This window comes from Hydrogenophaga sp., from assembly GCF_050250835.1.
GTDB lineage: Bacteria > Pseudomonadota > Gammaproteobacteria > Burkholderiales > Burkholderiaceae_C > Hydrogenophaga.
The window spans coordinates 63,046-82,078 of sequence record NZ_JBFWNX010000012.1 but is presented as its reverse complement, the minus strand read 5'-3'; the positions used below and the strand labels follow the sequence as shown (position 1 = coordinate 82,078).

Annotated in this window: 19 protein-coding genes; 4 read left to right on the top strand and 15 right to left on the bottom strand. The window is 64.0% G+C overall.

The genetic code is table 11. From position 1 onward, the window contains the following. Positions 1-2 precede the first annotated feature (2 nt). The 7 genes from phoR to pstS all read right to left on the bottom strand — a co-directional run bounded on the left by phoR (position 3) and on the right by pstS (position 6,704). Entirely contained in the window at positions 3-1,322 is a 1,320-nt protein-coding gene (gene phoR, locus AB7F11_RS15345) for a phosphate regulon sensor histidine kinase PhoR (RefSeq protein WP_428289556.1), read from the bottom strand. Continuing rightward, a complete protein-coding gene (phoB, locus tag AB7F11_RS15340) occupies positions 1,319-2,050 on the bottom strand; it encodes a phosphate regulon transcriptional regulator PhoB (protein ID WP_428289557.1) in 732 nt (243 codons plus the stop codon). The genes phoR and phoB overlap by 4 nt, the downstream gene beginning before the upstream one ends. Positions 2,051-2,156: 106 nt before the next feature. Continuing rightward, positions 2,157-2,858 carry a phosphate signaling complex protein PhoU gene (gene phoU / locus AB7F11_RS15335; protein WP_428289558.1) on the bottom strand — a complete coding sequence of 234 codons (702 nt, stop codon included), beginning with the start codon at positions 2,856-2,858 and terminating at the stop codon, positions 2,157-2,159. 26 nt (positions 2,859-2,884) lie between these two features. Beyond that, the gene (pstB, locus tag AB7F11_RS15330) at positions 2,885-3,685 is read right to left on the bottom strand and encodes a phosphate ABC transporter ATP-binding protein PstB (RefSeq protein WP_428289592.1); all 801 of its coding nucleotides are present in this window, start codon (positions 3,683-3,685) and stop codon (positions 2,885-2,887) included. Between the two features lie 43 nt (positions 3,686-3,728). Then, entirely contained in the window at positions 3,729-4,583 is an 855-nt protein-coding gene (gene pstA / locus AB7F11_RS15325; RefSeq protein ID WP_428289559.1) for a phosphate ABC transporter permease PstA, read from the bottom strand. A gap of 11 nt (positions 4,584-4,594) precedes the next feature. Next, positions 4,595-5,575, bottom strand: a complete 981-nt coding sequence (pstC, locus tag AB7F11_RS15320; protein WP_428300786.1) for a phosphate ABC transporter permease subunit PstC — start codon at positions 5,573-5,575, stop codon at positions 4,595-4,597. Positions 5,576-5,672: 97 nt separating this feature from the next. Then, positions 5,673-6,704 carry a phosphate ABC transporter substrate-binding protein PstS gene (pstS, locus tag AB7F11_RS15315; protein ID WP_428289561.1) on the bottom strand — a complete coding sequence of 344 codons (1,032 nt, stop codon included), beginning with the start codon at positions 6,702-6,704 and terminating at the stop codon, positions 5,673-5,675. A 204-nt stretch (positions 6,705-6,908) separates the two neighbouring features. Between pstS and ppx the strand changes: the two genes are divergently transcribed. Together ppx and AB7F11_RS15305 are read left to right on the top strand one after the other, a co-directional pair. Beyond that, positions 6,909-8,393: an exopolyphosphatase gene (gene ppx / locus AB7F11_RS15310; RefSeq protein WP_428289562.1), complete on the top strand. Its 1,485-nt coding sequence runs from the start codon at positions 6,909-6,911 to the stop codon at positions 8,391-8,393. Between the two features lie 100 nt (positions 8,394-8,493). Then, entirely contained in the window at positions 8,494-8,928 is a 435-nt protein-coding gene (locus tag AB7F11_RS15305; protein WP_428289563.1) for a hypothetical protein, read from the top strand. A 6-nt stretch (positions 8,929-8,934) separates the two neighbouring features. Here the strand turns inward: AB7F11_RS15305 and AB7F11_RS15300 are convergent, their stop codons facing one another. The 5 genes from AB7F11_RS15300 to AB7F11_RS15280 are packed head-to-tail and all read right to left on the bottom strand — an operon-like array spanning position 8,935 to position 14,378. Next, positions 8,935-9,417: a SixA phosphatase family protein gene (locus tag AB7F11_RS15300; RefSeq protein WP_428289564.1), complete on the bottom strand. Its 483-nt coding sequence runs from the start codon at positions 9,415-9,417 to the stop codon at positions 8,935-8,937. Between the two features lie 2 nt (positions 9,418-9,419). Next, positions 9,420-11,501, bottom strand: coding sequence for a polyphosphate kinase 1 (gene ppk1 / locus AB7F11_RS15295; RefSeq protein ID WP_428289565.1), 2,082 nt, complete (start codon positions 11,499-11,501; stop codon positions 9,420-9,422). Then, positions 11,498-12,577, bottom strand: a complete 1,080-nt coding sequence (locus AB7F11_RS15290; RefSeq protein ID WP_428289566.1) for a glycosyltransferase family 4 protein — start codon at positions 12,575-12,577, stop codon at positions 11,498-11,500. Before AB7F11_RS15290 ends, ppk1 begins: the two co-directional genes overlap by 4 nt. Positions 12,578-12,601: 24 nt before the next feature. Next, positions 12,602-13,537: a UDP-2,3-diacylglucosamine diphosphatase gene (locus tag AB7F11_RS15285; RefSeq protein WP_428289567.1), complete on the bottom strand. Its 936-nt coding sequence runs from the start codon at positions 13,535-13,537 to the stop codon at positions 12,602-12,604. Between the two features lies 1 nt (position 13,538). Further along, positions 13,539-14,378, bottom strand: a complete 840-nt coding sequence (locus tag AB7F11_RS15280) for a GNAT family N-acetyltransferase (protein WP_428289568.1) — start codon at positions 14,376-14,378, stop codon at positions 13,539-13,541. Positions 14,379-14,542: 164 nt separating this feature from the next. Here AB7F11_RS15280 and AB7F11_RS15275 point away from each other — a divergent pair, with 164 nt between their 5' ends. Both AB7F11_RS15275 and AB7F11_RS15270 read left to right on the top strand, forming a co-directional pair. Then, entirely contained in the window at positions 14,543-15,091 is a 549-nt protein-coding gene (locus AB7F11_RS15275; protein WP_428289569.1) for a DOMON-like domain-containing protein, read from the top strand. Between the two features lie 10 nt (positions 15,092-15,101). After that, the gene (locus AB7F11_RS15270) at positions 15,102-16,304 is read left to right on the top strand and encodes an exo-beta-N-acetylmuramidase NamZ family protein (RefSeq protein ID WP_428289570.1); all 1,203 of its coding nucleotides are present in this window, start codon (positions 15,102-15,104) and stop codon (positions 16,302-16,304) included. A gap of 4 nt (positions 16,305-16,308) precedes the next feature. Here AB7F11_RS15270 and AB7F11_RS15265 read toward each other — a convergent pair whose 3' ends face one another. The 3 genes from AB7F11_RS15265 to folP all read right to left on the bottom strand — a co-directional run bounded on the left by AB7F11_RS15265 (position 16,309) and on the right by folP (position 19,033). Further along, positions 16,309-16,800, bottom strand: coding sequence for a GNAT family N-acetyltransferase (locus AB7F11_RS15265; protein ID WP_428300097.1), 492 nt, complete (start codon positions 16,798-16,800; stop codon positions 16,309-16,311). After that, a complete protein-coding gene (glmM, locus tag AB7F11_RS15260) occupies positions 16,797-18,140 on the bottom strand; it encodes a phosphoglucosamine mutase (protein WP_428289572.1) in 1,344 nt (447 codons plus the stop codon). The genes AB7F11_RS15265 and glmM overlap by 4 nt, the downstream gene beginning before the upstream one ends. Before the next feature lie 62 nt (positions 18,141-18,202). Next, positions 18,203-19,033 carry a dihydropteroate synthase gene (gene folP, locus AB7F11_RS15255; RefSeq protein ID WP_428289573.1) on the bottom strand — a complete coding sequence of 277 codons (831 nt, stop codon included), beginning with the start codon at positions 19,031-19,033 and terminating at the stop codon, positions 18,203-18,205.

The window sequence follows — 19,033 nt, the reverse complement described above, 5'->3', positions numbered from 1 at the left end:
CCTCAGCCCGTCACGCGCTCGCGGACTCTGGAGCCCGGCAGCGCGATCACGAAAGTGGAGCCTTCGCCCAGCGCGCTGTGCACCTCGATGCGCCCGCCATGCCTTTGCGCCACATGCTTGACGATGGCCAGACCAAGCCCCGTGCCGCCAGTTTCGCGCGAACGGCTGCGGTCCACCCGATAGAAGCGCTCGGTCAACCGAGGCAGGTGTTCGGCGGCGATGCCCGGCCCGGTGTCCGTCACGAAGAACTCTACCCAGCCGTCTTCCCGCATGCGCCAGCCGGCGCGGATCTGGCCACCCCCAGGGGTGTAGCGCACCGCGTTGCTCAACAGATTGGACATGGCGCTGAGCAGCTCGGTCTTGGCGCCCGAGATCCAGAGATCGGGGCCGGGCACGGACTGCACATCGTGCGGCGTTGGCGCAATGGCTTGCGTGAGGCCGCGCGCTTCCTGGATAGCATGCGTGAGCAGTTCTTCACTGTCGATCCATTCCCCCGGTCCGGGCGCAGGACTGCCTTCGAGGCGCGACAGGGTCAGCAGATCGCTCACCAAGGTCTGCATGCGCTGGGCCTGCTGGCTCATGAGCACCAGGTAGCGCGCGCGATCAGTCTCTTCCAGGGGAATGCTCTGCATGGTTTCCACAAAGCCGCTGAGCACGGTCAGCGGCGTGCGGATTTCATGCGAGACGTTGGCCACGAAGTCGCGCCGCATGGTCTCGGCGAGTTGCACCGCGGTCACGTCACGCGTGATCATGAGCTTGCGCTTCTTGCCGTAAGGGTGGACCTGCAGGGAAATCTTGGTGGGTTGCGATGGCCTGGGGCCCGGGCCGTCGATCTGGATTTCATGACCGAAGTCACCGCCACCCAGGTAGGCAGTGAACGCCGGGTTGCGCACCAGGTTGCGCACGTATTGCCCGAGATCGCGCTGAGGGTCGAATCCCAGGTGATTGGCGGCGGTCAGGTTGGACCATTCGATGCGTCCGGATGCGTCCAGCAACACCACGCCATTGGGCGAAGCCTGGATGGCGGCCAGGAAATCTTCCAGCCGCGCATCGCTGCTTTGCGCCTTTTTCTCAAGCTTCTTGATGAGCTTGCGGCAGCGATCGACCATTTCACCCCAGGTTCCGCCCATGCTGGGCGCGCGCGCGCCATCGGCCTTGGTGAGCCAGCGCAGCACGCGCCTCGCGCGCAAACCATCGAGAAACGACCAAGCCAGAGCGCCGCCGAGTGCGCCGCCAAACGTCCAGCCGGCGGAATCCTGCATCCAGCCCAGTACCGCTCCCAGCGCCACCAGGAGCAGCAGTTCGATCGCACGGCGGGTCATGCCGCAGGGATCGTGGCGCCTTGAGCCGGTTTCCCGGTGTTGTTCATCGCCGTGAGGCGATAGCCTGCACCGCGCACGGTCTCGACCATGCCGGACGCTTCACCCAGTGATTCCCTCAATCGCTTGACATGCACGTCCACGGTTCGCTCCTCGATGAAAACATGGTCACCCCAGACCTTGTCGAGCAGCGTACCACGGCTGTGTACACGTTCCGCATGCTTCATGAGGTAGTGCAACAGTTTGAATTCGGTCGGCCCCACCTTGAGTTCGGAACCCCGGAAAGTGACCCGGTAGGTGGCCGCGTCGAGCGAGAGTTCACCGACCTGCACGGAGTCGTTCACGACTTCGGGCGCTCGCCGACGAAGCACGGCTCGGATGCGGGCGAGCAGTTCCTGCGTGGAAAACGGCTTGGTGATGTAGTCATCGGCGCCAGCGTCCAGTCCCTGCACTTTGTCCGACTCGTCGCTGCGCGCGGTGAGCATGAGAATGGGAATGGTCTTGGTGCGTTCGTTCTTGCGCCATTGCCGCGCCAGGGATGCGCCGCTCTCACCAGGCAGCATCCAGTCGAGCAGGATCACGTCCGGCAGCACGGCATCCACTTCACGCTGCGCAGCGATTCCGTCGAACACGACCGTCGGCGCAAACCCATTGTGCCGAAGGTTGACGGCGATCAGTTCGGCGATGGACGGTTCGTCCTCGACGACAAGGACGCGGGGTAGTTTTCTCACGCCGATGCCCCCATAGAGGCCAGCGCAGACACGGCTTTGCCGGGCTGCAGCTGGCGTCCCCCTCCCAGGGGGGTGACGCGAAGCGGCGCGGGGGGTAGCAGGTTTCTCATCCGACCACTGACTCCACTTGCGCCACCGAGGTATGCCGCACATCCTCGCCCTTGACGATGAAGATGATCTGCTCGGCGATGTTCTTGGCGTGGTCCCCCACGCGCTCGATGGACTTGGCGAGGAACAACAGGTCCAGGCTGGGGGAAATGGTGCGAGGGTCTTCCATCATGTAGGTGATGAGTTTGCGCAGGAACCCGTTGTACTCAGTATCAATTTCGTTGTCACCTTTGATGATGGCCACCGCCATCGCCGTATCCAGCCGGGCAAAGGAGTCCAGCGTCTTGCGCAGGAGTGCGGCGGCCAGGTCGGCAGCCATGCGAAGCTCAGAACTGGGCAGGTTGCGCGGTGAGCCATTTTCGATGATGGATTTGACCATGCGCGCAATGCGCGCCACTTCATCACCAGCGCGCTCAAGGTTCTGCGTGGTGCGCGAGATCGCCATCAGGAAACGCAGGTCGCGCGCGGTGGGCTGGCGGCGACCGATGGTGGAGATGATCTCGTGGTCAATCTGCAGTTCCATCTGGTTGATGCGGTTTTCGTTCTCGATCACCTGCTCGGCCGATTCCAGGCTCATGTGAACCAGGGCGTAGACCGCCTGGTGAAGCTGCGATTCGACCAGGCCACCCATTTCAAGCACCTGCGTGGAAATGGAATTGAGCTCGGCGTCGAACTGACTGGAGATGTGTTTGTCGCTCATGGAAGTGCCTCTCTGTGTGACCCGGATCAGCCAAAGCGTCCGGTGATGTAGTCTTCCGTTTCGGTCTTGCTGGGCTTGAAGAAGATCTGCTCGGTGGTGCCGAACTCGATCAGTTCTCCCAGGTACATGTAGGCGGTGTAATCGCTGCAACGCGCGGCCTGCTGCATGTTGTGGGTGACGATGGCGATGGTGTAGTCCTGCTTGAGCTCGTGTACCAGCTCTTCGACCTTGCCGGTAGAGATGGGGTCCAGCGCGGAGGTGGGCTCGTCCAGGAGCAGCACGGAGGGCTTGACGGCGACGCTGCGCGCGATGCAAAGCCGTTGCTGCTGACCACCTGAGAGCGAAAGACCGCTCTGATGCAGCTTGTCCTTGACTTCTTTCCACAGTGCCGCCTTGGACAGCGCCCATTCCACGCGCTCTTCCATGTCGTTCTTGTCCAGGTTCTCGTAGAGCTTCACGCCAAAAGCAATATTGTCGTAAATCGACATGGGAAATGGCGTGGGCTTCTGGAACACCATACCGATGCGTGCGCGCAGCAGGTTGATGTCCTGCCTGGCATCGAGGATGTCCTGGCCATAGAACAGGATCTGACCTTCCGCGCGCTGGCCCGGGTACAGGCTGTACATGCGGTTGAGCGTGCGCAGGAGCGTGGACTTGCCACAGCCCGAGGGGCCGATGAACGCGGTGACCTTGCGCTCCTCGACGTTCATGTTGACGTTTTTCAACCCTTGAAACTTGCCGTAGAAAAAGCTCAGGTTGCGAAGTTCGAGCGCGTTTCTCGTGGCGGGCTTTTCAGCGGGCTTGGTGGCGAGTTCGGGCATGGTCATGTCCATGGCAATGGTGTTTCTTGGTTCGTTGGTGTGAGGGTGATCAGCTCGGTGACTTTTCCCGCAGGAACACACGCGCCACGATGTTGAGCACCAGCACGGACAGGGTGATGAGCAGTGCACCGCCCCAGGCCAGACGGATCCAGTTGTCGTAGGGGCTCAGCGCAAACTGGAAGATCACCACCGGCAGGTTGGCCATGGGCGCGCCCATGTCGGTGCTGAAGAACTGGTTGTTCAGCGCTGTGAACAGCAGCGGCGCGGTTTCGCCACTGATGCGGGCCACCGCCAGCAGCAGGCCTGTCATGACGCCACTGCGGGCCGCGCGCAGCGTGACCATGGTGGCCACTTTCCAGCGCGGAGCCCCCAGGGCAAATGCCGCTTCTCGCAGACTACCGGGCACCAGGCGCAACATGTTCTCGGTGGTGCGCACCACCACGGGCACTGCAATCAGCGACAAGGCCAGACTGCCGGCCCATCCGGAGAAATTGCCCACCGTGGCCACCGCAATGGCGTAGACGAAAAGGCCCAGCACGATGGAGGGCGCCGACAGCATGATGTCGGTGACGAAGCGGGTGAGTTCGGCCGTCTTGCTTCGGTCGCCGTATTCGGCAAGGTAGACACCTGCGAGCACGCCGATCGGTGTCGAGACGAGCACGGAAAAGCCGACCATCAACAGGCTGCCCACGATGGCATTGGCCAGTCCACCCCCTTCGCTGCCCGGTGCCGGCGTGGACTGGGTGAACATGTTCCAGTCCAGCGCCTTGAAGCCATTGGTGAACAACACGCTGAGGATCCACAGCAGCACCACCAGGCCAAGCACCATGGCCCCCATGGACAGCGTGAGGCCGATCGCGTTGGAGCGCTGGCGCTTCTTGTAGAGAGATTGGTTGAATTCCATGGCGTTTTGCCTCACAGGCCCTTGGCCTTCTCGGCGCGCAGGATCATGATCTTGGCTGCCGACAGCACCACGAAGGTGATGACGAACAGCAGGAAACCCAGCGCGAACAGGGTCGAGAGGTGGAAGTCGGCTGCCTCGCCAAATTCGTTGGCCAGCGTGGAAGCAATGGATGTGCCGGGTGAGAACAGCGAGGTGGGCATGCGGTTGGCGTTGCCGATCACAAAGGTCACGGCCATCGTTTCTCCCAGCGCTCGACCCAGTCCCAGCATGACGCCGCCGATCACGCCTTTCTGCGTGTAGGGCAGCACGACGCGTCGCACCACCTCCCAGGTGGTGCATCCCAGGCCATAGGCGGACTCGCGCAGGATGGGGGGCACGATCTCAAACACATCCCGCATCACCGCAGCGATGAACGGAAGCACCATGAAGGCCAGCACGATGCCGGCGGCCAGAATGCCGAAGCCGTTGGTGCTGCCCCCAAACAGAAACCCCACCAGCGGCATGCCGCCCAGCATCTGCTGCACGGGCACCTGGAAGTGGTCGGCAAACAGAGGCGCAAACACAAACAGACCGAACATGCCGTAAATGATGGAGGGCACAGCTGCCAGCAGTTCGACCGCGGTGCCCAGCGGCCGTCGCAGCCAGACCGGGCAGGTCTCGGTGAGAAACAATGCAATGCCAAATGCGAGAGGCACCGCGATCAGCAACGCGATGCCGGCGCTGGCCAGCGTGCCGACGATGGCAATCGCTGCGCCGAATTCTTCATTGATGATGTCCCATTCGACACGCCAGACAAACTCAAGGCCGAATTTCTGAAAGGTGGGCCAGGCGTTGACGAAGAGCGAGACGATGATGCCGAGCAAAGCGACCAGCACCAGCAATGAAAACGCCTGCGTGAGGCGATGGAACACCACGTCCTCGATGCGCTGGCGTCTCGCAATCGACGCCATGTTCGGGTTGTCCAGTTCGATGGACAAGGGCTGCTGGCTCATGGTGGTTCCCACGGTCATATTGACTCCCAGGTCGGTTCTCCCAACCCCCAAACACCCATTCGCAAGCTGCGCGCGGGTGTTTCGGGGGTAGCCTGCCTTACTTGGCGATTTGCGTCCAGACCTTCGAACGGATCTGCGCGGTCAGGGAATCGGGCAGCGGCACGTAGTCCAGCTCGGCGGCCAGGCCCTTGCCATTCTTGAACGCCCAGTCGAAGAACTTCAGCACTTCGGCCGATTGCGCCTTGTCGGCGGGATCCTTGTACATCAGGATGAACGAAGCGGTGCTCACGGGCCAGCTGTCGGCGCCCTTGGCATTGACCATGGAAATGCCCATGCCCGGCGCGCTGAACCAGTCGGCACCGGCGGCGGCGGCGGCAAAGGCCTTGTCATCCGGGCTGACGTACTTGCCATCGGCGTTCTGGAGCTGCAGGAAGTTCATGTTGTTCTTCTTCACGTAGGCGTACTCCACATAGCCCAGCGCGCCCTTCACGCGATTGACGTTGGCGGCCACGCCTTCGTTGCCCTTGCCACCCACGGAGGATGCGGCGGGCCACTTCACAGCAGCGCCCTTGCCCACGGTGTCGGCCCATTCCTTGCTGACGGCGGTGAGGTAGTCGGTCCAGTTGAAGGTGGTGCCCGAACCATCGGCGCGGTGTACCACGGTGATGTTGGCGTCAGGCAACGTCTTGCCCGGGTTCAGGGCCGCCAGCTTGGGGTCGTTCCACTTGGCGATCTTGCCGAGGAACATTTCGGCGAGCACGGGGCCGGTCACGCGCAGTTCACCGGGCTTGAAGCCTTCCAGGTTGATCACAGGCACGGTGCCGCCAATGATGGCGGGGAACTGCACCATGCCATCCTTGTCGAGGTCTGCGCCGGGAACGGGAGCGTCGGTGGCACCGAAGGCCACGGTCTTGGCGCGGATCTGGCGAATACCGCCAGAAGAGCCGATCGACTGGTAGTTCAGACCGGTACCGGTTTCCTTCTTGTAGGCTTCAGCCCATTTCGCGTAGATGGGGAACGGAAAGGTGGCACCGGCGCCGGTGATGTCGGCGGCCAGGGCTGCACCCATGCCAGCGGTGGCCAGGGTGGCGGCGGCCACGGTCTTGAGGAAAGTGCGTTTGCTGAACATTCGAGACTCCTTGCGGTTGGAAAGGGAACAAGGGGGACTCTAGGGAGGCAATGTGACAAGCCCATGACAATCGCGCACTGTCACGAAACCACATCGCTGTAGGGCGTCGCAGGAACGAAGGCGGCCATGCGTCACAATTCGAGCCTCACGCAGACCCACTCCGCCCTCCCCTGGGCCCGTCCGGGCCCAACCATCCCGCTTCGCATGCAAAACGGAACCCTTCTCGCCGCCATCGACCTTGGCTCCAACAGCTTCCGCCTGGAGATCGGTCGCTACCATTCGGGGCACATCGAGCGCATCGAATACCTCAAGGAAACCGTGCGCCAGGGCAACGGACTGGACGAAGACAAGGTGCTGAGTCAGGCGGCCATGGAGCGGGGCTGGGAATGCCTGGCGCGGTTTGCCGAGCGGCTGCACGGGTTCAAGAAACAGCAAGTTCGGGCGGTGGCCACCCAGACCCTGCGCGAAGCCAGGAACCGAGATGAATTCCTGCGCAACGCCCAGGCCATTCTCGGGTTCTCCATTGACGTGGTTTCCGGCTACGAAGAAGCCCGGCTGATCTACCAGGGCGTGTCCCGCCTGTTGCCCCATTCGGACGAAAAACGCCTGGTGGTGGACATCGGCGGGCGATCCACCGAAATGATCCTGGGCGAGGGCTATCGTGCGCGCACCATGGAGTCGTACCGCCTTGGCAGCGTAGCCTGGTCAAACCGATATTTCCCGCGTGGTCAATTCAGCGCCGCCGCCTTCAAAACCGCCGAAGTGGCCGCCAAGGCCGTGATTGATGACGCCCTGGACAAGTTTCCGCCCTCGGAGTGGAGCGTGGCCTACGGGTCATCGGGCACGGTGGGCGCCGTGGCGGACATGTTGGGCGCCAACGGCTGGGCCACGGGCCTGATCACCCGCTCGGGGCTGGACTGGCTGGTGGACCGCATGATCAAGTCCGGCAGCTCGGATCAGATGCGCCTGGAGGGCCTCAAGGACGATCGCCGCCCCGTCATTGGCGGCGGCGTGAGCGTGTTGCGTGCCATCTTCGACCTGTTCGATATCCAGCAGATGGTGCCAGCCCAGGGCGCACTGCGCCACGGCGCCCTGTACGACCTGATCGACCGCGACACCGATGGCGGCGACGTGCGCGAGCGCACCGTGCTCTGGCTGGCCAACCGCTTCTCCGCCGACGAAGCGCAAGGCAGGCGCGTGAGCGACGTGAGCACCGCCCTCTTCTCCCAGATCGCCGCGCTGGATGCCCAGAACGAACGCTACTCACAGAAGCTGGCGTGGGCTGCGCGTCTGCATGAGATCGGCACGCACATCTCGCACGAACGCTCGCACCACCATGGCGCCTACATCCTCGACAACGTGGACGCTCGGGGATTTTCACTGCCGGAGCTGCACCGCATGAGCCAGCTCGTGCTGGGGCAGCGCGGCAAGCTGCGCAAGCTGGAAGACTCTTTGCAGGATGAGCTGTTCGCCAAGCAGCTCATGGCCTTGCGGCTGGCGGTGCTGTTGTGCCATGCGCGCCAGAAACCTGAGTACGAATCGGTCAAGCTGAGCTACAAGTCCCGAGCCTTCAAGCTCGCCACCAATCCCGGTTGGGCACGGCGCTATCCGCAGTCGGCATGGCTTCTGGGTGAAGAAGTGCTGGCATGGCAGAAGACGGCATGGAAATTCACGGCCGACATTCGCTAAGGCCGCTCCGTCACCACACTGACACGCCATTGTCATATTCGTATAAACCGTATATACGGTTTATAATTGCGGACTTCACAACCACCGTCGGAGTCCGTTCATGGCCAGTCAAAGCAGCAAAAGCAGCCCCAGGAAGCCCAAGCTTGTGCGCGACAGTTTCACCATCCCGAAGACCGAGTTCCTCGCCATCGACGCGCTCAAGACCCGTGCCATCGCGCTGGGCACCAGCGTCAAGAAAAGCGAATTGCTGCGTGCCGGCCTCATGGTGTTGCAAGGTCTCGGCGATGTCGCTTACAAGGCCGCTCTGACGGCAGTTCCCACGCTCAAGACCGGACGCCCCACGGGCCTTGTCGAAAAGAAGCCTGCCGCGGCACCAGCCAAAGCCGCCGCCAAGCCGGTGGCGACCTCTACCCCGAGCAAGGCGCCTGCCAGGACCACCGCGCGCAAGACTGCGGCCAAGGCGCCCGCCAGGAAGGTGGCGGCGAAGAAAGCGGCAGCACCTCGCAAGAGCGCGCCCGCCCGCAAGGCAGTCTGATACCGATCAGATCAGTTCGGGGGTCTGCACGGTGACCACGATCGTCTGGCCCACCGTTCCCCGCTCGCGGTGGCGCAGCCACCAAACGGCGCCCTTTTTCACCGAGCAGTCGTCCTCCCGCAGGTTCAGCAACCGGGCCACCACGCGGCCCAGCGTCGGCTGGTGACCGACCACCACCACGGGTGATTTGCCGCTGGGCCATTGCACCAGGTCCAGCAGCGCCTGGGGGTCACCCTGTGGAGCAATGGCTTCGCTCAGTTTGAACTTGCGACCGAGCGCCAGCGCAGTCTGTTCGCAACGCTGCGCTGGGCTGCACCATATGCGCGCGCCGTCTGGCAGCTGCCGGTCGAGCCAGGTGGCCATGCGCGCGGCCTGCTTCTCGCCCCGCGAGGTCAGACGACGCGCGAGGTCATCTGCATCGCCAGGCCGCCCCCGGATCAGATCGGGATGATCCTGGGCCTCGGCGTGCCGCCACAGAATCAGATCCACGTTCAGCCCTTGCTGCCGTAGCGCGCCATCAGGCTGGCCTGTGCCGAATGCAGCTGCGGCACTCGCTGCCGGCCGGCGCCCTGCTGACCCGCTGGCACATATCGCCCGTCGGGCTGCAACAGCCAGGCATCCTTGGTGTCGTGCAGGTACGCCGACAGGCATTCGTCCATGATCCGGTGACGCAGAATCACATCGGTCACTGGCCAGGCCAGTTCGATGCGCCGCAGCATGTTGCGGTTCATCCAGTCGGCGCTGGACAACCAGAGCTCTTCGTCCTCGCCGGTGCGGAAATAGAACACACGCGAATGTTCGAGCAAGCGTCCGATCACCGAACGTATGCGCACGTTGTCGGTGACGCCAGGCAATTGCGCGGGAAGGATGCAGGCACCGCGCACGATCAGGTCGATCTTCACGCCCTGCTGCGAAGCGAGCGCGAGCACGCGCGCCATGGGCTCGTCGGTGAGCGCATTCATCTTCAGGATGATGCGGGCGTCCTTGCCTGCCCTGGCGGCCGCAGCGGCGGCCTCCACCTTGTCAAGCATGGCCTTGTGCAGGTGGAACGGCGCGATGAGGGCTTTGTTGAGTCTGGGCAGGCGGTTCTGGCTAGCCAGGTGCAAGAAGATCTGCTCGAGGTCAGCGGTGAGCGCATCGTCGGCCGTCAGGTAGCTCAGATCGGTGTAGAGGCGCGCGGTGCCCGGGTTGTAGTTGCCCGTGGAGAGGTGCGCATAGCGGCGCAGGCCGCCCGCCTCGCGCCGTGTGATGAGCAGCATCTTGGCATGGGTCTTGAGACCCACCACGCCGTAAACCACCTGCGCGCCCACCGATTCAAGGCGCTCGGCGTAGTTGATGTTGGCCTCTTCGTCGAAGCGCGCCTTGAGTTCCACCACCGCCGTCACTTCCTTGCCACGGCGAACCGCCTCGCGCAGCAGGTTCATGAGTTCGGACTTGGCTCCGGTGCGGTAGATGGTCTGCTTGATGGCCAGCACGTCCGGGTCTTCCACTGCTTCGCGCAGGAAGCCCAGCACCGCGTCGAAGCTTTCGTACGGCTGGTGGATCAACACATCGCCCTGGCGCAGCCGCTCAAAATACGACTGCCCCGGCGTGAGTTGCAGCGGCCAGCCCGCGTTGTAGGTGTCAAACCGCAAGGCTGGCGCTTCCACCTTGTCGATGAGCTGGTTCAAGCGCACCAGGTTCACCGGGCCGGGCACCCGGTAGAGCGCCAGTTCGGGCAACCCGAACTGCTCCAGCAGGAAACTGGAGAGGTAGGGTGAGCAACCGGCGGAGACCTCCAGGCGCAGCGCCTGGCCGTAGTGTCTCTGCTGCAGACCCTTGCGCAACGCGGTGCGCAGGTTCTTCACCTCTTCCTCGTCCACGGCGAGGTCGGAATGCCGAGTGACGCGGAACTGCGAGAACTCGGTGACCTGGCGTCCGGGAAACAGGTCTCCCAGATGGGAGCGAATGAGACTGGAGATGGAAACAAAGTGGGTCTGCCTGGAACCCTTGACCGGCGGCATGCGGAAGAATCGCGGCAGGATGCGAGGCACCTTGACGATGGCGATCTCGTTTTCGCGGCCAAAGGCATCCTTGCCCGTGAGGCGCACGATGAAATTGAGCGACTTGTTGGCCACCTGCGGGAATGGGTGCGCCGGGTCCAGGCCCACGGGCATCAGCAGGGGCTGCACTTCCTTGATGAAGAACTCCTTCACCCAGCGACGCTGGCGCGCATTGCGCTCGCCATGCGAGATCAGCTTGATGCCCTTTTTCTCAAGAAGTGGCAGGAGCTCATCGTTGTAGATGGCGTACTGCTGCGCCACCAGCGCATGCACCTTGGTGGAAAGTTGCTCGAAGGTCTGGGCGGTGTAGAGGCCGCGTTGCTCGTTGGCTTTGGCTGCGGTCAGGTGAGGCGCCACGCGCACCTCGAAAAACTCGTCGAGGTTGCTCGACACGATGCTCAGGTAGCGCAACCTTTCGAGCAAAGGCACGTCGGGGCGGCGCGCCCAGTCCATGACGCGCTCGTTGAAAGCCAGGATGCTGTGGTCGCGGTCGAGAAGAGGTAGCTTCTGGTGGGGGGTGGTGCCGCTCATATGTGACGATTATTGAACGATCCCATGACGTTTGCATGACAGACAGGCCGTGAGCCACTGGGCCTGGGCAGCATGCTGAGATGGGACACGAACAACTCCGCCGCCTTGCCCCAGCCGAACTGGAGCGCGCGTTGCCGGGCGTCGATGCGTTTGACCTTGAGCGCCTCGCGCCAGGCTTCACGCAGATCATCGCGCATGGCCCCGGCGCTGCCGTCGCCGAGCACCTGCAATGGTCCGTCCACCGGGTAGGCGGCGACTGGCACGCCGCAGGCCATGGCTTCCAGCATGACCAGCCCGAAGGTTTCGCTGCGGCTGGGAAACACAAACACGTCCGCAGTGGCGTACACCTGTGCCAGTTCGTGGCGGGGCAGAACACCGAGCCAATGCACGTTCGGGTAACGCTGGCGCAGGCCCGCATCCAGCGGCCCCACGCCGCAGACCACCTTGCTGCCGGGTACATCGAGCCGCAAGAATGCATCCATGTTCTTTTCGTAGGAGATGCGCCCCACGTAAAGACTGACAGGACGGGCCAGCGGGCCCAGCGGCGCGTAGGGCACTGGAGGGTCCGCCAGGGCAAACAGGCGCGTATCCACGCCGTGGGTCCACGCTTTCAGCCGCTGGAATCCTCGGGTTTGCAGCATCTCCAGCACGCCCTGCGTAGGCACCATCACCCCACGGCTCGGTCGGTGGAAACGGCGGAACAGCGCGTAGCCCCAGGACAGCGGGATGCCAAGCGCGGCATGCAGGATTTCCGGGAACTTGGTATGAAAGGCGGTGGTGAAGGCCAGCTTGCGCCGCAAGCAATGCCGCCGCGCCGCCCAGCCCAGGGGGCCTTCGGTGGCGATGTGGATGGCGTCCGGCGCGGCAGCGTCCATGAGCGCGCCCAGGCGCCGGCCTGGAAACAGGGCGATGTCAATGCCTGCATAGCCTGGACAGGGCCTGGTGCGAAATTGTCCTGGCTGAACGACCACCACCTCATGGCCGATCGCCTGCAGCTGGCGCACCAATTCCACCAGCGTGGTCACCACGCCATTGACCTGGGGTTGCCAGGCATCGGTCACGATCAGGATCTTCATGTGCGTCTCCCCTTTTTCGCCGGTTCAGGTCGACCGGCTTTCTGTTTCTGTTTCTGTTTCTGATTCTGGCTCCTGCGACTCAGGCGCGGTCGCGGGGCGCCAATGCACCAGTTCAAGCCGGCCGTCAAAATGCTCCACCAGAGCGGAGAGACTCTCCACCCAGTCGCCGTCGTTGCAATAGAGCGTGCCGTCGATGACGCGCATCTCGGGTCGGTGAATATGGCCGCAGACCACGCCGTGGTAACCGCGTTGGCGCGCCTCGGCCGCCACGGCGCGCTCGAAATCAGTGACGTAGTTCAACGCGCTCTTGACCTTGTGCTTGAGGTACTGCGACAGGGACCAATACGGCAGGCCCATGCGCGCGCGCAGGGAATTGAGGTGGCGGTTGAGCCGCAGGGTGAACTCGTAGGCGTTGTCGCCCAGGTAGGCCAGCCACTTGGCGCACTGGATCACGCCATCGAAATGATCGCCGTGAACGACCCAGAGTCGGCGACCGTCTGCCGTGGTGTGCACCGCCTCGTCAGCCACCTCGATGCCGCCGAACTGGTGGCCACTGAACTGGCGCGCAAATTCGTCGTGGTTGCCGGGCACAAACACCACCCGGCAGCCTTTGCGTGAACGGCGCAACAGCTTCTGCACCACGTCGTTGTGCGCCTGCGGCCAGAACCAGCGCCGGCGCAGCTGCCAGCCGTCGATGATGTCCCCCACCAGATACAGCGTCTGGCTCGGATGGTGCTTCAGGAACTCCAGCAGCGCCCTGGCCTGACAGCCGGCAGTGCCCAGATGCAGGTCGGAGATGAAGACCGCACGGTAGCGGGCTCGTTCGCCGCCATCGCCGTGGGGCTCGTCATCGCGCAGCGGCGCGGCGCCCACATCGGCCAGGGCACCGCGAAACTGGCTTTGCCAGGCCGCCAGTGCCGTCCCCTGGGGGGTCGTGCGAAGCGCGGCGGGGGGTGCCATGTCAAGCCCCCAGGAAGTGCTTGCGGTAGCGGGCCGGCAGATCGGAAATGCGCATGAGCATGGGCAGATCCGCCGCATTGAAGTCAGGATCCCAGGCTGGTGGGCCCAGCACCTTGGCGCCCAGTCGCAGGTAACCCTTGATCAGCGCGGGCGGTTCCACGTCGAGCGTGTCGTCGAGCTGTTCGATCGGCAGCGGCAGGCGAGGACGCACGTGATAGTCAATCGGTGCCAGGTGGGTCTGCCTGACCTGGCGCCAGATGCTGGCGGCAGCGTGCCCTCCACCCACGACGCCATGCGGGCCTTGGTGTTGCATGGGAATGCTTGCGCAGCCAATCATCGTGTCGAGCTGGTTGCGCACCATGAATTCGGCCAGCGCCCCCCACAAGGCCATGATGACGCCGCCGTGGCGGTGGTCCTGGTGCACGCAGCTGCGGCCCAGCTCCACCATGCGCTCGCGCACGGTCCGCAGGCGGGTGAGATCGAATTCGGTGTCGCTGTAGGTGCTGCCCACGCGCCGGGCCTGCGCCGGCGTGAGCACACGGTAGGTGCCGATCACTTCGCGGCTGCCAGACTCCCGCACCAGCAGGTGTTCGCAGAAATCGTCGAACAGGTCGACGTCGTGGCCCGGCACGGCTTCAGACAGAATGGCGCCCATCTCGCCCGCGAACACGGCATGCCTCAGGCGTTGCGCCTCACGAACTTCGTCCAGATGGCGTGCCCAGGAAACCTCGATGCCACCGGCAATCCTGGCGGCGGCTGGCGCGGGCGCCGGGCGATGAAGCGACCCCCGTGGCAAGGCGAGCGGCGAAAGGCTCAGCGTGGGGGTGGGCAGTTCTTTCATGGCGGACTCCGTTGATACGCCCACGGTGGGCGCTGTATTGATGTGGTGCGTTGTCGTCATGAACCCGCATTCTTGGTTGGTCGCGTGTCCTTCCCGTGGCAGTGGCATGAAGCTTTCATGACAGCCCTCAGCGCAAGGCGGAGCTGCTGCCAAAATAGGGCCTTGTGACCCAAGCCCCTGACCACATCCACGAACTGACCTGCCACCCCGCGACCCCGGCGGGCGTGGCGCTATCGCTGACGGCACAGGTGCATCTCAGCGACCAGGAGTGGACCCTGCGCTACCGCCTGCGCGGCGCCACCGCTTCACTGCGCATCCCACCTGCCGGGCCCAGCGGCCCGGCCGATGGCCTCTGGCAACACACCTGTTTCGAAGCCTTCGTGGCCGCTGAGGGCGCACCCGGCTACCGCGAGTTCAATTTTTCGCCGGGTGGGTCGTGGGCGGCGTACCGGTTCCTGGCGGAGCGCGTGCGCGACCCCGTGACGGACACCACTCAACCCATCCTGCAGGTCTCGACGACCGCAGACCACCTTCAACTCACGGCACGTTTGCCCTTGACCAGCCTGCCCCTCGGCCACGCGTGGACGCTGGGTCTTTGCGCGGTGATCGAAGAAGCCGATGGCCGCCTGAGCTACTGGGCCCTGGAACATCCGAAAGAACGCCCCGATTTCCACCACCGAGACAGCCAGGCCTTGCGCCTGGCGCCACCCTGAACGGACCCTCATGCAACTCGGCATCGAACGCTTCCTGAAAGACACGACCCTTCGCGCCCCGCTGGCGGGTCGACGCGTGGCGCTGCTCGCCCATCCAGCCTCGGTCACCCGGGACCTCACCCACGCGCTCGATGCGCTGGCTGCCCTCCCCGACATCAAGCTGAGTGCGGCATTCGGCCCGCAACACGGTCTGCGCGGCGACAAGCAGGACAACATGGTCGAATCGCCCGACTTCAACGACCCTCGCCTGGGCATTCCGGTGTTCAGCCTGTACGGTCAGGTGCGACGCCCGACCGACGCCATGATGGACAGCTTTGATGTGTTGCTCGTCGATCTGCAGGACCTCGGTTGCCGCATCTACACCTTCATCACCACGCTGCGCTACGTGCTGGAGGCTGCGGCGAAACATGGCAAGGCTGTCTGGGTGCTGGACCGTCCCAATCCCGCGGGGCGCCCGGTCGAGGGTCTGACGCTGCGAGAGGGGTGGGAGAGCTTTGTGGGTGCAGGCCCCATGCCCATGCGCCATGGCATGACCATAGGTGAACTGGGTCACTGGTTCATGGCCAGCTTGCGCCTGCAACTGGAGTACCGCGTCATTTCAATGGACGGGTGGCAACCTGAATCAGCGCCCGGATTTGGCTGGCCAACCGAGCGCACCTGGGTCAACCCCAGCCCCAACGCGGCCAACCTGAGCATGGCGCGCGCTTACGCCGGTACCGTGATGCTCGAAGGCACAACCCTCAGCGAAGGACGCGGCACCACACGTCCACTGGAGCTGTTCGGCGCACCAGACATGGATGCGCGTCGCCTGGTGGCCGACATGCGCCAGCTGGCACCGCAGTGGCTGCAAGGCTGCGTGCTGCGCGAGTGCTTCTTTGAACCCACCTTCCACAAGCACGCAGGCAAGCTGTGCCACGGGGTTCAGATCCATGTGGAAGACCTCACGCACTACGACCACGCCGCTTTTCGGCCCTGGCGGCTTCAGGCGCTGGCGTTTCGCGCCATGCGGCTGCAATCACCCGACTACCCACTCTGGCGCGATTTTCCCTACGAGTACGAACACGACCGCCTGGCCATCGACCTCATCAACGGCGGTCCGCTGCTGCGCGAATGGGTGGACGACATGAAGGCGGCGCCCGAAGAACTGGACGCGGCAGCGCTGGCCGACGAAGACACCTGGGCCCGGGAGCGGCTGCCCTATCTGCTGTACTGATGGGTCATAGCCATTTCTGAAGAAACACCGCCGTCCCCATGGCTGGATCCAGTTGATAGCCCGCGAACCCGATGCGTTCGTACAAACGCATCGCACCCTGGTTGCCCGAGAGCACTTCCAGCGTCAGTTTCACCGCACCGCGTTCGCGGGCAATCACCTCGGCTTCAGACAACATGCGTTCGGCAATGCCTCGCCCTCGGTGGCTGGCCAGCACAGCCACATCGTGTACGTTCACCAAGGGCTTGCAGGCAAAGGTGGAGAAGCCTTCGATGCAGTTGACCAGACCCACCGGCTGGTCGCCATCAAAAGCCAGCACGCTGTAGGCCTGCGGCCTGGCGGCCAGCGAGGCGACGAGCTGGGCCTTGGCGAAATCTGACAGACCCTGGCCACCACCGGCAGGGTCGCGGGCGTATGCGTCGAGCAGCAACACCAGCGCGGCGGCGTGCAGCGGGTTCGCGTATTCAGCGCGCACCGTGGCGATGGTGCTTGCCCTCATGCCGGAACTTGCGAGCGCACCGCAGCGGCCAGCCGATCGGCACAAGCCTGTGCCTGTCTGGCATCTCGCGCCTCCACCATCACACGCAGAAGCGGCTCGGTGCCGCTGGGCCGAATCAGAACCCGGCCCGCTTCGCCCAGTTCGGCTTCCACCGCGCGCGTCTCCTCCACCAGGAAGGTGTTGGTTTTCCAGTCCTGTCCCGCCTGCAGACGCACGTTGACCAAGGTCTGTGGGAACAGCGTGACGTCGGCCAGCAACTGCGCCATGGTTTTGCCGCTGTCGACGCACGCATGCAGCACCTGGAGCGCGGAAACGAGGCCGTCGCCTGTGGTGTGGCGATCAAGCACCAGCAGATGGCCCGAGCCCTCGCCGCCCAGTAGCCAGCCGTGCTTTTCCAGTTCTTCGAGTACGTAGCGGTCGCCCACCTTGGCGCGCACAAACCGCACGCCCCGAGCCTTGAACGCCACCTCGACCGCCATGTTGGTCATGAGCGTGCCCACCACGCCGGGCACGTCCTCGTCCCGCGCCATGCGATCGGCAGCGATCAGGTACAGCAACTCGTCACCGTTGAAGAGACGTCCGTGGGAATCCACCATCTGGAGCCGATCGGCGTCTCCGTCGAGCGCCACGCCGTAGTCGGCGCCATGCGCCTTCACGGCATCCAGCAAAGCCTGCGGATGGGTGGCTCCTACGTCCTGGTTGATGTTCAAGCCGTCGGGCGAGCATCCGATACGCACCACCTCGGCACCCATTTCATGGAAGACCGCTGGCGCGATCTGGTACGCAGCACCGTGCGCGCCGTCCACCACGATCTTCAGGCCCTTGAGGGTGAAGTTGTGGGCGCACGTACTCTTGCAGAACTCGATGTAGCGGCCGGCAGCGTCGTCGAGCCGGCGCGACTTGCCCAGTTGGGCCGACTCCACCCAAACCGGCGCCTCGTCCAGCGCGGCTTCCACGGCAAGCTCCCAGTCATCGGGCAGCTTGGCCCCCTGGGCGCTGAAGAACTTGATGCCGTTGTCGGCAAACGGGTTATGGCTGGCGGAGATCACCACCCCGAGGCTGGCCCGCTGAGCCCGGGTGAGGTAGGCCACAGCCGGCGTGGGAACCGGTCCCAGCAGAACCACATCCACGCCCGCCGAGTTGAAGCCGGATTCGAGCGCGGATTCGAGCATGTAGCCGGAGATGCGGGTGTCCTTCCCGATCAGCACCTTGGGGTGCGCTTCGGTGCGGCGCAGCACACGACCCACTGCATGCGCCAGGCGCAGCACGAAATCAGGCGTGATGGGGGGTTGGCCGACGGTGCCTCGGATGCCATCGGTGCCAAAGTATTTGCGGGGCATGGAGTCCTCTCTCGCTTGTTGTGGGTTGGCCGCTCGCGCATTATCGCGGGGGAGGTGGAGACTCAGGCTGCCTGCATGGCTTGCCAGACGCGAAGAGCGTCGACTGTTTCACGCACGTCGTGCACCCTCACCACGCGCGCACCACGATCCACCGCCAGCACAGCAGCGGCCACGCTGGCCGCCATTCGCTCTGCAGGTATCTCCCGACCCGTGGCGTGCCCTAGCGACGACTTGCGCGACCAACCTGCCAGCCACGAAAATCCATCCGCCAGCAATTCACCTTGCCGAGCCAGCAGACTGAAGTTCTGCGCCACCGTCTTGCCGAATCCGATACCGGGATCGAGCACGATGCGCTCTCGGGCCACACCGAGCGCCATCAGCGATCCGGCTTGCACCCGAAGAAATTCCAGGACCTGCGGCAGAACGTCGCCTTCCATGGGAGCCACCTGCATGGTCTGCGGATCACGGTGCATGTGCATCAGGCAGACGCCGCATCGCGGATGTGCGGCCACCACCGATTGCGATCCTTCGCGACGAAGCGCCCAGATGTCGTTGACGATGTCCGCGCCAACATCAAGCACCGCGCGCATCACTTGCGGCTTGTAGGTGTCCACGGACACTGGCACCCCCAATCGAACCGCCTCACGGACCACGGGCAGAACGCGAGCCAGTTCCTCTTCCAGCGGAACGGCCGGACTGCCCGGGCGCGTGGATTCGCCGCCGATGTCCAGTATGTGAGCGCCGTCGGCCAGCAACTGTTCGCCATGGCGCAACGCTGCGGCGGTGCTGGCATGTTGGCCACCGTCCGAAAACGAATCGGGCGTGACGTTGACGATCCCCATGACCTTGGGGAGGGAAAGGTCGATGTCGAAGCGGGAGGTTTGCCAGTGCAT